General features: G+C 73.4%; 10 protein-coding genes. 3 read left to right on the top strand and 7 right to left on the bottom strand.

Translation table 11 applies throughout. The features are described 5' to 3' along the window. The first annotated feature begins 74 nt into the window (after positions 1 to 74). Positions 75 to 1121, top strand: a complete 1047-nt coding sequence (locus GXP74_RS27980; RefSeq protein WP_182454012.1) for a glycosyltransferase — start codon at positions 75 to 77, stop codon at positions 1119 to 1121. Positions 1122 to 1149: 28 nt separating this feature from the next. Here GXP74_RS27980 and GXP74_RS27975 read toward each other — a convergent pair whose 3' ends face one another. Next, positions 1150 to 1794, bottom strand: coding sequence for a hypothetical protein (locus GXP74_RS27975; protein WP_182454011.1), 645 nt, complete (start codon positions 1792 to 1794; stop codon positions 1150 to 1152). 98 nt (positions 1795 to 1892) lie between these two features. Between GXP74_RS27975 and GXP74_RS27970 the strand changes: the two genes are divergently transcribed. Next, positions 1893 to 3950, top strand: a complete 2058-nt coding sequence (locus GXP74_RS27970) for an O-antigen ligase family protein (protein ID WP_182454010.1) — start codon at positions 1893 to 1895, stop codon at positions 3948 to 3950. After that, complete coding sequence (locus tag GXP74_RS27965) at positions 3950 to 4879, top strand: glycosyltransferase (protein ID WP_182454009.1); 930 nt, start codon at positions 3950 to 3952, stop codon at positions 4877 to 4879. The genes GXP74_RS27970 and GXP74_RS27965 overlap by 1 nt, the downstream gene beginning before the upstream one ends. A gap of 17 nt (positions 4880 to 4896) precedes the next feature. Here the strand turns inward: GXP74_RS27965 and GXP74_RS41005 are convergent, their stop codons facing one another. The 6 genes from GXP74_RS41005 to wecB all read right to left on the bottom strand — a co-directional run bounded on the left by GXP74_RS41005 (position 4897) and on the right by wecB (position 12426). Next, positions 4897 to 6870, bottom strand: coding sequence for a DUF4157 domain-containing protein (locus GXP74_RS41005; protein ID WP_370468467.1), 1974 nt, complete (start codon positions 6868 to 6870; stop codon positions 4897 to 4899). A gap of 65 nt (positions 6871 to 6935) precedes the next feature. Beyond that, positions 6936 to 7754 carry a glycosyltransferase gene (locus GXP74_RS27955; RefSeq protein WP_182454008.1) on the bottom strand — a complete coding sequence of 273 codons (819 nt, stop codon included), beginning with the start codon at positions 7752 to 7754 and terminating at the stop codon, positions 6936 to 6938. A gap of 71 nt (positions 7755 to 7825) precedes the next feature. After that, complete coding sequence (locus GXP74_RS27950) at positions 7826 to 8980, bottom strand: hypothetical protein (RefSeq protein WP_182454007.1); 1155 nt, start codon at positions 8978 to 8980, stop codon at positions 7826 to 7828. After that, positions 8977 to 10470 carry an oligosaccharide flippase family protein gene (locus tag GXP74_RS27945; RefSeq protein ID WP_225448246.1) on the bottom strand — a complete coding sequence of 498 codons (1494 nt, stop codon included), beginning with the start codon at positions 10468 to 10470 and terminating at the stop codon, positions 8977 to 8979. The genes GXP74_RS27950 and GXP74_RS27945 overlap by 4 nt, the downstream gene beginning before the upstream one ends. Beyond that, a complete protein-coding gene (locus GXP74_RS27940) occupies positions 10467 to 11222 on the bottom strand; it encodes a Wzz/FepE/Etk N-terminal domain-containing protein (protein WP_225448245.1) in 756 nt (251 codons plus the stop codon). The genes GXP74_RS27945 and GXP74_RS27940 overlap by 4 nt, the downstream gene beginning before the upstream one ends. 73 nt (positions 11223 to 11295) lie before the next feature. Further along, a complete protein-coding gene (gene wecB, locus GXP74_RS27935) occupies positions 11296 to 12426 on the bottom strand; it encodes a non-hydrolyzing UDP-N-acetylglucosamine 2-epimerase (RefSeq protein WP_182454006.1) in 1131 nt (376 codons plus the stop codon). Positions 12427 to 12428: the final 2 nt, after the last annotated feature.

The raw sequence follows: 12428 nt of genomic DNA, 5'->3' as shown, positions 1-12428 counted from the left end.
GGTGAGGCCCGGGGAGGCGGTCCGCGCGTCAGCGGCCGCCTCCCCTGCGCCGCCCGGGGATTGGCCGCCCACCGATGAGCACCCTGAGCGTCGTTGTCCCCTGCTACAAGTACGGCCACTTCCTGGCCGACTGCGTGCACAGCATCCTGGACGAACAGGAGGGCCTGGACGTCCGGGTACTGATCATCGACGACGCCTCACCCGACGACTCGGCCGACCGGGCCCGCGAGTTGGCCGCCGCCGACCCCCGGATCGAGGTCCGGGTCCACGAACGGAACCAGGGCCATATCGCCACCTACAACGAGGGCCTGCTGGAGTGGGCCGACAGCGACTACGTGGCCCTGCTCTCCGCCGACGACCGGCTGGTCCCCGGGGCGCTGGTCCGCGCCGCCGCGGTACTGGACGCCAACCCGGGGGTGGGCTTCGTCTACGGCAGGCCGCTGCGGTTCCAGCACGGCGGCCCGCTGCCCCGGGCCCGCACCCGCGGCAGCGGCTCCGTGGTCTACCCCGGACACTGGTGGCTCGACCGCAGGTTCCGCGAGGGGACCGGGTGCATCACCTCGCCCGAGGTGGTGGTCCGCACCAGCCTGCAGCGGGCCGTGGGCGGCTACGACCCGGACCTCCCGCACGCCGGCGACATCGAGATGTGGATGCGGCTGGCCGCCCGCGCCGACGTCGGCTACGTCCGCGGCGCGGACCAGGCGTACTACCGGGTCCACGGCGACAACATGTCCACCACCGACTTCGGCGGCCAGCTCGACGACCTGCGGCAGCGCCGGATCGCCTTCGAGTCGGTCCTCGACAAGTGCGCCGACCTGCTGCCGCAGGCCGACCGGCTGTCGGCGCAGGTGCACATCCGGCTGGCGCGGTTCGCGCTGCGCCGGGCCTACCGCGCCTACGACCGGGGCCGCACCGCGGTCGTCCCGGTCGACGAACTGGTCGCGTTCGCCGAGGAGTGCCTGCCCGGCTTCGCCGCGCTGCCCGAGTACCGGGCGCTGCGGCTGCGGCAGCGGATCGGCGCCGGGACCATGCCCTACCTACAGCCGCTGGTGCTCTCCGCCGTGGCCGAGCGCGGACGCGAGTGGTTCTGGTGGCAGTCCTGGAAGCGGCGGGGGATCTAGCGTGTGCCCCAGTGGCCTGCTCCAGAAGCTAGGCGGTCAGCCCGGCCGCCGCCGTCCCTGGGCGCCGCCGCCGCAGCGCCCAGCGGTCGGCCCACAGGGCGCCCAGCACCCCGCCGACCGCGCCCAGCAGCGTCACCCCGACCAGTCCCCGGCTCTTGGTGCCGTACATCTCGGCGGCGCTCGGCGGGACCAGCACGGTCACGCTCATCCGGGCGGCGGCGGGGACGTCCTGGGCGTCCTGCAACGCCGCCACGTGCTGGACGTAGCTGGTGATCAGCTCCCGCACCACGGCGTCGGCCCGCGCCGGGTCCGGCAGCTCCGACTGCAACTGCACCGAGGGGATCAGGTACGCGGGGGTCGCGGTGGTGCCGCTGTTCCTGGGGGACAGCGAGTAGTTCCCCTGCACCCCCGCGGCGCGCAACTCGGCCGACCCGGCCGGGGACTCCATCTGTTGCAGCACCGCGACCGAGTCCGTGGCGAGGGTCGGCTGGAGGTTCGCCAGCTGGTTCGGCTGGGTCCCGGTCGCCGGGGGCTTCAGCACGACCACCGCCGTGCTCTGGTACAGCCGGGTCGGCCGCAGCACGTGGTACACACCGCCCGCGGTCAGCAGCAGCGCGAGGACCAGCACGTACCAGCGGCGGATCAGCACATTCAGGAAATCACCGGGCGACACGGGGCATCCTTCCGTCACCGCCGATCCTCTCAGGACGCCCGGGCCGCTGCCACCGTTTCAGCTGGCATCATGATGAACTCGGTTCAGGGGGAGGCGATATGAGTATCAGTGAGATCCTGTTGGTGCTGCGCAGGCGCTGGTACCTGATGGCGCCGCTGACCGTGCTCGGCCTGCTGGCCGGGGCCTACCTCTACGTCAAGGTCCCGCCGTCCTACGAGTCGCAGAGCTCGGTCGCCCTGCTGGACTCCACCGCCGTCGCCGAACTGGCCCCCACCTTCGGCAACCCGATCTCCAACGCCGGTGGAGCCCTGGTGGTGACCGCCGACGTGCTGATCCGCACCCTGGACTCCAGCGACGCGGTCCAGGACCTGCAGGGGCTCGGTGTCACCGACCCTTACACGGCGGGCTTCGCGTCCGGAGCCTCGGGACCGCTGCTCACGCTCACCGTCACCGGGGTCGACCAGGCTCGGGTGCTGCGCGAGACCAGCACCCTCACCACCTTCGCCGGAACCCAGCTGGCGGCCCTCCAGCTGGCCTCGGGCGTCCCCGAGCAGTACCGGGTGACTACCGAGCCGGTGGTGCTGCCGCAGACGCCGGTACGGCAGTCCAAGAGCAAGGACCAGTACGTCGCGGGCATGGTGATCCTCGGGTTCGGCGGCGGGCTGCTGTCCTCCTTCCTGACCGAGAGCGTGATGCTGGCCCGCCGCCGACGGCCGTTCGGCGGGGCGCGGATCAACCCCTGGCCGGTCAAACGCGCGACCGGCCGACTGCTCGGCCGTTCGCTGGACGCCACCGCGGTGCTCACCGGCTACCTGGCGCTGGCCCTGTTCATCCCCTCCGACCTGGCGCTGCCCGCGCTCGGCGGCGTCGGCACCCCGGCCAACGTGTTCGCCCTGTGCGGGCTCATCTGGTACCTGGCGACCTGGTTCTGCGGCCGGATCGTCCCGGCCCCCGGCACCCGCGGGCCGCGGCTGGCGATGTGCGTGCTCACCGGCGCGGTGCTGTGCTCCTACGTCGCGGACTCGCTGCGGTCCAGCTCGCACGAGGAGGTGCTGGGGGCCGACCGGGGGCTGATCGGCCTGCTGGTGTGGGTCGGGCTGGTGGTGCTCACCTCGGCCGGGATCCAGGACCGGTCCCGGCTGGACGTGCTGATGCGCCGACTGATCGTGATGGCCACGATCGTGGCCGCGCTCGGCTACTACGACTTCTTCACCGAGACCAACATCGCCGACTCGATCAACATCCCGGGGCTGCACGCCAGTGTCACCGGGATCGAGGCCATGGACCGGGGCTCGTTCACCCGGCCGCGGTCGACCACCGCGCAGCCGCTGGAGTTCGGAGGGATGCTCTCCATCCTGCTGCCCTTCGCCATCCAGCAGGCGCTGGACCCGATCCGCCGCCAGCTGCACCTGGTCCGCCGCTGGGGACCGGTGGTGATCATGGCCGGAGCGCTGCCGCTGACCGTCTCCCGGACCTCGATCATCGGCGCGGCGCTGATCGGCATCGTGATGGTCACCCGCTGGGGGCCGCAGCGGCGCTGGACCGCGATCGGGCTGATCACCGCCGGGGTCGGCGCCATGAAGGTGGTCATCCCCGGGCTGATCGGCACCATCATCACCCTGTTCTCCACCTTCCTGTCGGACTCCGACAGCAGTACCCAGGCCCGGACCGTCAAGTACTCCGAGATCCTCCCCTACCTCAGCGAACGGCCGCTGTTCGGCCGGGGCTTCGGCACCTTCACCCCCGACCTGTACTTCTTCACCGACAACCAGTACATGCTCACCGCCGCCGAGATGGGCGCGGTCGGACTGGTCGCGCTGCTGACGCTCTACCTGACCGGGATCCACCAGGGCGGGGCGATCCGCAGGCTGGCCCGCACCGAGTCGGACCGGGAGCTGGGCCAGGCGTTCTTCGCCTCGGCCCTGGTCGCCCTGGTCATCAGCGCCACCTTCGACGCGCTGAGCTTCGCCATGTTCGCCGGAATGTTCTTCCTGACCCTGGGCGCGGGCGGGCGCTACCTGGCCTTCCTGCGCCAGGACGCCGCCACGGCCGGGACACCCGCTGTCCCCACGGCCACCGCTGTCCCCGTCGTTCCCGTCGTTCCCGTCGTTCCCCGCCCGAGCAGCACCCCGATACCCCAACCCGTGGAGACCTGATGCCGTCCCAGCAGCCCCGGACCGCAGCACCGGTGGCGGTCGTCGCCGTCACCTGGAACAGCGCCGACGTGCTCCCGGGATTCCTCGGCTCACTGGCCGAGGGCATGGCCGGGCTCGACTGGCGGCTGGTGGTCGCCGACAACGACTCGGCCGACGACACCGTCGCCCTGCTGCGCCGCCTCGCCCCCGAGGCCGTGCTGGTGCAGACCGGCCGCAACGCCGGCTACGCCGCGGGCATCAACGCCGCCCTCGGCGCCGCCGACCGCGACGGCGGCTACCGCGCCGCGCTGATCTGCAACCCCGACATCCGGCTCCGCCCCGGCTGCGCCGCCACGCTGGTGGCCGCGCTGGACACCGCGCTGCCGGACGGCGCCAGGGTCGGCATCAGCGTCCCGCTGCTGCACGAGGCCGACGGCGTGCTGGTGCACACACTGCGCCGGGAGCCGGCGGTCGGCCGGGCCCTGGGCGAGGCGGTGATCGGCAACCGCCGCGCGGGCCGCTTCCCGCACCTGGGCGAACTGGTCACCGACCCCGGCGCCTACACCCGCGAGACCCGCGCGGACTGGGCCACCGGCGCGCTGATGGCCCTGTCCAGGGACTGCCTGGACCACTGCGGGCCCTGGGACGAGTCCTTCTTCCTCTACTCCGAGGAGACCGACTACTGCCTGCGCGCCCGCGACCTCGGCTACGCCACCCGGCTCCAGCCCGACGCCTCCGCCGTCCACCTGGGCGGCGACTCCAAGGTCTCGCCCCGGCTGTGGACGCTGCTGGTGGTCAACCGGGTCCGCCTCTACCGCCGCCGCCACGGCGCCGCCGCCACCGCGCTCTTCCGCGCGGCGGTGCTGCTCCGGGAGACCTCCCGCGCGGTACTCGGCCGGGCCCCCAACCGCGCGGCCGCCGCCGCGCTGCTGCGGATGCGGACCGACTAGCGGCCAACGGGGAACGGCTAGGTCTGCGGCAGCCGGCTCGCCCGCTCCTGCGAGCCCGCCAGGGCCGGGATGGCGGCCTGGCTGGTGTAGCCGCCGCGCCCGCCCGCGGTCCAGGCGTACTCGTTGCCGTTGTGGCGGCCCGCCGCGAGGTCGTAGACGTAGGCCCGGACCCGGAAGTCGGGCTCCAGCAGGTAGATGAAGGCCACTCCCTGACTGTCCGTCAGGCCGTGTACGTGGCACCGCTCGTTCAGCTTCGGCTCGAAGCGGTTGCTGCCGACGCCGTTGGCACGGAGGTGGTTCATCGCCAACTGCTCGCGGGTGGCGTCCTTGAGCTCGGCGGGGTGGGCGCCGTTGAGGTAGACGGTGTCGGGGTTCATCACCCAGGTACCGCGGTGGTTCGCCCTGGTGGCCAACTGCCGCTGCGCGATCGCCTCCTGGGCGGCGTTGGCCGCGGCCACCCGTTCGGCCCGCACCTGGTTCCAGATCGTCTGGGCGCCCTGGATGCTCCTGGGGCTGCCGGCGCGGGCCTGGGTGATCTCCGGGTGGTCGACCATGTAGGCGGCCATGAAGGCCCAGTACGCGCCCTCGAACTGGGTGTGTTCGTCGGCCTCCCGGAAGGCGTCCCGGAGCTGGTCCGGCAGCGGCCGGGGCAGCACCTCGGCCGGAGCCGCCTCCATCCGCTGCACCGGCTCCGCACCCGCGACCGGAGCGTGGACCGCCGCCTCGCCCTCGCTCCGCGCGACCGGCGCCGAACCGCTCAGCGCGCGGTGGGCGTTGGCCTCCGCCTCCCGCTCGAAGCGGTCGGAGGGATCACTGATCCGCAGACCGGAACCGTTGTCCGTACCGGCCACCGGGCCGCTGCGCTGCTGGATGACGTGCGTCAACTCGTGGGCGAGGGTGTGCCGGTCACCGCCGCCGTCGCCGATCACCACATGGTTGCCGGAGGTGTAGGCGTGCGCGCCGACCTCGGCGGCCGACGCGCGGGCGGCGGCGTCGGTGTGGACGCGGACGTCGGAGAAGTCGGCGCCGAGCCGGGCCTCCATGTCGGCCCGCACCCCCGCCGCCAGCGGCTGCCCGGCGGTGCCCAGCACGCCCTGGACCGCCGACCGCTGCACCGTGTCGTCGGCGAAGGCGTGGGACGGCTGCGCCGAGGCCGCCAGCCGCTGGACGTTCCCGGCCCGCTCCGCGGCGCAGGCCGGGCAGTCGCGACGGTGCTTCGGCCCGGCGCTGTCGCTGGTACGGCTCTCGCTCACGCTGCCGTCACTGGAGTTGCACCGCGAGCACAGCATCCGGAGGTTGCCCAGGTCCCAGGCGGCGGCCTGGGCGTCGGCCAGCAGCATGGCGTCGAAGGTGTGGCCCTCGGCGTCCCGCACCTCCTCGACCGGCTCCTCGTTCACCCGCGAGATGATGCCCCGCATGTGGTCGATGGTGGCGAAGTCCTTGCTGCCCCGGGCGGCGTCGCGCTTGCGCGGCACCCAACCGCTACAGCTCTCGCAGCAGTAGGTGGCCACGTTGTTGGCGTCGACCTGCGAAGCCAGGCTGCCGTAGAACGCCTCCTGCACGTGGTCGGGGAAGTTGAGTTGGTTCCGGCCGCCCTGCCAGAGCTCCCGGCCCTCGACGTCGCGTCGCGGCGTCAGCACCCGCGTGCCGGCCCCACCGGCCTGAGCGGCCAGCCGCGCCGAGCGGGGGGCGTTGGCCGCCGCCTGCTGCCGCCGCGCGGTGGTGTCGCGCAGTTCCTTGGGCATCCGCTGCACGGCGGGCTCGCGCCCCTCCCCGGCGTGGCCGCATCCGGCTCCGTGCTGGTGGCGGGACTCCTCGATCATGCGGGAGACCGCCGCGTTCCCGACGCTGCGCTGCATGGCGAGGATCGACTGGGGGGATCTGCCGCCCGCGTTGAACGCGGCCACCGTCGGCGCGACCGCATGGGCACGCTCCGGGGCCGGTCGCTGGACGGTCTGACTGGGAGCCTTGCCGGAGTCTTGCGCGCGCACCTGGAATCCCTTTTCTGTCCGGGCAGCGGAGTTGAGGTCTTGGCCGCAGCACCTCAAGTGTAACTTCAGCCCCGCTGGTCCCAAGCGGTGTAGTAGCTGCCGGGGTTCACCAGGTAGCGCACCGTGGGCTCGGGCAGATGTCGTACCTGGTGGCGGCGGCTGTAGCGGCGGATCAGCTCCCAGTCCTCACGGGGCATCACCTCGGGCGTCCGCCGCAGTCGGCTGAAGTGCAGCGCCGGGGTGCGGCGGGCGACGAAGGCGTTGGTGTCCAGGAAGGACTGATGCGCGGCGCGGCGGCGGTCGAAGGGCACCGAGAGGACGTCATGCTCGCTGCCGTCGGGCAGCATCCGGCGCAGCGCCGTGTAGACGCCGTCGGGCGCGTCGGCCCCGGGGGCGGCCAGGGCGGCCAGCGCCACGCCCAGGTGCTCCGGTTCCCAGAGGTTGTCGTCGTCGAGGAAGGCCAGGTACGGGGAGCTGGTGAGCCTGATGCCGACATTGCGGACAACTCCGGCGGTTCCGCTGTTGCGGGCCAGCGAGACGGCGAACAGCCGCGGGTCGTCCGGCAGTTCGGACGGGTCCGGCAGCCCCGCGCCGTCGTCGACGACGATGACCACCTGGTCCCGCACGGTCTGCGCCAGCGCCGAGCGCACCGCCGCGAGCAGCGCCTCGGGCCGCCGGTGGGTGGCGATGACCGTGGCCACCAGCGCGGTCGGCGGCCCGAGCGGGAACGCCGCCGAGAGCCGGAGCACCTCGGCGTCCTCGAAGCGGCGCAGCCGCAGCGCGGACGGCGCCAGCAGCACCTTGTTCCTGGCCTCGTAGAGGACCAGCCAGCCGAACCTCCGCTTCAGCAGCTCCCAGGGGAGTCTCAGGGTCTGGCGCGGCATCACGTGCTCCTCGTGGACAGCTTCGGGAGTGGGCGGCTTCAGGAGTGCTTCGGGAGTGCTTCAGGAGTGCTTCAGGACGGGGGACCGGGGGTGACCGGGGTGCCGTCGGACAGCTCGTTGTCGCTCCACACGTTCCCGGCGCCGCCCGCGTTCCAGGCGGCCACCGTGCCGTAGACCCCGCAGGCGGGGTGGTACTGGGTGGAGAAGACGTTGCCGGTGACCGTGATGCCGGTCGCCCCGGCGCCGCCGCCGTAGAGCGCGTAGGCGCCGCCGGCCAGCCAGTTGTCCTCGATCGCGGCGTTGCTGACCACGCCGGTGTCGGCGTACAGGCCGACGCTCGCGGACGCGCCCTGGTCGGCGGGGGCCGAGTCCAGCAGCGTGTTGTGGCGGACGGTCAGGCCGCCGCTGCCGCCGCCGTCGCTGATCACCGCGTCCAGGTGCTGCCAGCCGCCGCTGGCGTTGTGGAAGGCGGCGAGGTCGTGCACGTAGTCGTCGTGCAGGTAGCCCTGCCCCATGGACAGCGCGTTGCCGAACACCGAGATGTCGCTCCAGCCGACCTCGATCGAGCTGTCGCCCATGTTGGAGACCGCGTAGTCCTCGCCGCCGTTGTCGGGCCCCTGCCCGGGGACGGCGGTGATGGTGCTGTGCAGGATCCGCAGGCCGTGGTAGCCGGGGCGGAGGTTGACCCCCCACCAGTTGGTCGAGGTGATCCGGCTGTCGACCACGGTGACGTCGTCGGCGTAGACGTCCAGCGAACCGGTGATGTCCCAGCCGCTGATGGTCTCGCCGTCGCGGGTCACCTCCAGCGCCCCGGTGCGGTGGGGGGTGAGCGGGATCCGGGGGCCGGTGCTGGCGGCGTCGGGGAAGCCGCAGGCGCCGGGGGAGGGGCAGTCCTTCGGCCGCGGCGCGGGCCCGGCGGCGGAGCCGGGGCCGGACGGCGGCCGCGACGCGGGCACCGACCTCAACGCGGGCGCCGACGCCGACCCCGACGCGGACCCCGACGCCGACGCGGGCCCGCTGCGGCCGGGGACGGCCGGGCCGCCGCCGGTGCCCGGGGTGCCGGGCGCGGAAGGCGCGCAGGAGCCCGCCGGGGCGCCCGGGCACAGCGCCGCGTCCCGCTCGCGCGCGCCGGAGCAGGAGCCCACCAGCACCGTCAGCGCCAGGGCCAGGGCGAACCCGGCGAACAGCACCCGCCCGGCCGGGGACCAGCCGCTCCAGCCCCTCATCCCGCCGCCTGCTCCGTCCCGCGCCCCAGCAGGAAGCCCCGGCTGGGCAGCACGCATCCGGCGTAGGCGGCCGTCACCAGCACCCCGGTCGCCAGCAGCGCGGGCCTGCCCTCGCCCAGCAGCCGGTGCAGGCCCGCGATCCCGCCCGCCATCACCGCGCCGCCGACCAGCGGCCACCAGCAGGCGCGGGCGACCGCGGAGCCGCTCACCCCGCCCCGGTGCAGGGCGAACAGGAAGACCGGCACCACGATCCCGGCCGCGACCAGCACATGGCCCTGCGACACCCCGACGATCCCGTTGGCGTGCGCGGCGAAGATCAGCACCGGGATCAGCGCGGCCAGCCACAGGCCCTGCGCGGTGATCAGCAGTCGGCGCTGGCCCACCGCGACCAGGCAGTCGTAGGACAGCTCGCAGCCGATCCGCACCAGTCCGAGCGCCATCAGCCAGGGCAGCGCCCGCGCGGCGGGCGCCCACTGGGTGCCGTAGACCAGCTGGACGACCGGCCCGGCGAACCCGGCCAGCAGCACGCACAGCGGGACGGTACCGGTCACCACCACGCCCAGGGCCCGGCTGAAGCCCGCGGCGAGCGCCTGCGGGGAGCCCGCCAACCGGGAGAAACCGGCGAAGGAGACCCGGCGCGCGGCCTCCGAGATGATCCGCACCGGCCAGCCGGACATGTTGAACGCCAGTACGTAGAAGCCCAGGGCCACATTGCCCAGGGTGGCGCCGACGATCATGGTGTCCACGTTGACCACCGCCAGCGCCAGCAGGCTCGCTCCGGCCAGCGGCAGCCCGAACCGCAGCAGCTCCCGCACCTGCGCGCGGTCCCAGCCGAACCGCAGCATCCCCGGAGCGGCCAGGCAGCAGCCGATCAGCGCGGCCACGTTGCCGACCACCGAGCCCCAGGCGAAGCTCATCGCCCCCCAGCCCTGGAAGGCGAGGACGAGGGTCACCGCCGTGCTCAGCACGAAGTTGAGCGCGTCGATGACCATCCGCCTGCCCTGGGCGAACTCCCGGGTGAGGATCCCGGCCGGGACCTGGGACAGACCGTCGAGGATCACGCACAGGCACATCACCCGCAGCACGCCCGCGGCGCTGGGGGAGCCGAGCAGCCCGGCCACCCCGGGAGCGACCGCGAACAGGGCCGCGTACAGCAGGGTGCTGGAGATCGTGCTGAGCGACAGCACCGTCGGGGCGAACCGCCGGGGGTCGCCCTCCCAGCGGATGATCGCCAGCCCGACGCCGAGCTCGTTCGCCGAGAGCAGCACCAGCAGCACGGTCTGGGCGATCCCGTAGACCCCCCAGGCCGCCGGGCCCAGCACGTAGCGGGCCAGCACGATGCCGGTGGCGAAGTTCCCCAGCCGCATGACCACGGTGTTGACCAGGCTCCAGCGGGCGGCGGAGCGGACCTTGCTGCCGAAGGAGGCCGGTACCTGCCCGGGCGCGGGCTCCTCCTCCGCCCCTGGCTCCAGCGAGGACGCGACGGTCACAGCACCGAGAACTGGATGGTGTCGTCCGCGAGGTCCGGCTCCGGTCGCGGCTCCTGTTCCTGTCCCCGCTCCGGTTCCGGTTCCCGGGCGGGGGTCGGCCCGGGTTCCGGGTCCGCCCCCGAGTTCTCGACCTCCATGGTCCGCGGGTGCCGCAGCGGCCGACTGCGGGCCTCGGCGTAGAAGCACCCGGCCAGGCTGACCACCAGCCCCAGCAGCGCGACCAGCACCAGGTACTCGATCTTGGTCTTGGTCTGCGCCGCGGCCTTCTGCGGGGCGACGATGGTCATCATCCGGATCATCGCGCCGGCGTCCACCGACTGCTGCGCCTGGAGCTGCTGGAGCCGCTGCCGCGCGTAGGAGGTCAGGATCTGGTCCGACCTGAGCACCTGGGCGGCGTTGGTCCCGGTGACCGTCAGCCACATCAGCGGCGCCAGCGCGTTGTTGGCGATCATCGCGCTGGGCGTGCCGGTGACGCCGAGGGCCGCGAGCTCGGTCTGGGACGCGTCGGAGTCGAGGTTGCGCGAGAGGCTGTCGACCATGCCGGTCAGCGCGACCTGGGTGCTGAGGAACGGGTTGCCGTCGAAGGCGACCGTGGCCTTCTGCGAGTTCAGCAGCTCCACCGTGCTCTGCGACTGGTACTTGGTGGGGTCCGCGAAGAAGACGCCGGCCGCCAGCAGTCCGGTGACCAGCAGTCCGGACAGCAGTACGCGCCACCGCCTGCGCACGACCCGAGAGATCTCCGCGAGATCCATGGCCCTCCCCTTCGAGGTCCGCGTTGTGGATCCGGCCGGGTCCGGCCGGGGTGTCGAGCTGGCACCGCAGGGCTCAACGGGAGCCCGGCGGCAGGTCGGTGGGTCTGCGCCGGTCGCCCGCGGTGCCGCCGGAGAGCAGCACCTCGGCGATCCGGTCGCCCGCGTGCCCGTCCCACAGCGGTGGGCGGCGCGGTTCGGGCGGGTCGGCCAGCACCCGGGTGACGGCGGCCACGATCCGTTCCGGGGCGCGCCCGGCGAGCACGTTGGTGCCCTGCTCGACGGTGATCGGGCGCTCGGTGTTGTCCCGCAGGGTCACGCACGGCACACCCAGCGCCGTGGTCTCCTCCTGCACGCCGCCCGAGTCGGTGAGCACGATCCGGGCGGCGTCCTGTAACGCGATGAAGTCCAGGTAGCCGGCCGGGGGGACCAGCCGGAGACCGCCGGGGACGCCGAGTTCGGCCAGCCGCCCGGCCGCGCGCGGGTGCACCGGCAGCAGCAGCGGGCAGTGCCCGGCGATCTCGCCCAGGGCCTTCAGCAGCCCGGTGAGCACCCCGGGGTCGTCCACATTGGCCGGCCGGTGCAGGGTGACCAGCCCGTAGCCGCCCCTGGCCAGCCCGTACCGGTCCAGCACGTCGGACCCCCTGGCCCGCTCCAGGTTGGCGAACAGCGTGTCGATCATGACGTTGCCGACCAGGTGCACCTGGTCGTCCCGGTAGCCCTCGGCGCGCAGGTTCTCGGCGGCGTCCGGGGACGACGCCAGCAGGTAGTCGCTGACCCGGTCGGTGGCGACCCGGTTGACCTCCTCCGGCATGGCCCAGTCCCGGCTGCGCAGCCCCGCCTCCACATGGGCCAGCAGCGGCCCGGCCTTCGCCGTGACCAGCGCGCAGGCCAGGGTGGAGTTGATGTCGCCGACGACGACCACCGCGTCCGGGGAGACCTGGCCGAGCAGCGGCTCGAAGGCCGCCATCACCCGCCCGGTCTGCTCGGCGTGGCTGCCGGAGCCGACCCCGAGGAAGTGGTCCGGGGGCCGGATGCCCAGGTCGCGGAAGAAGACCTCGTTCATGGACTCGTCGTAGTGCTGCCCGGTGTGGACCAGCACCACCTCGGCGCCCCGGGCCTCCAGGGCGTCCATCACCGGTTTGACCTTCATGTAGTTGGGCCGCGCCCCGGCGACGCAGACGATCCGCAGCTGGCTCCCCGGCATGC

Source organism: Streptacidiphilus sp. P02-A3a, from assembly GCF_014084105.1.
Classification (GTDB): Bacteria; Actinomycetota; Actinomycetes; order Streptomycetales; family Streptomycetaceae; genus Streptacidiphilus.
The sequence above is the reverse complement of the archived record's forward strand: the minus strand, read 5'-3'. Positions and strand labels throughout refer to the sequence as shown.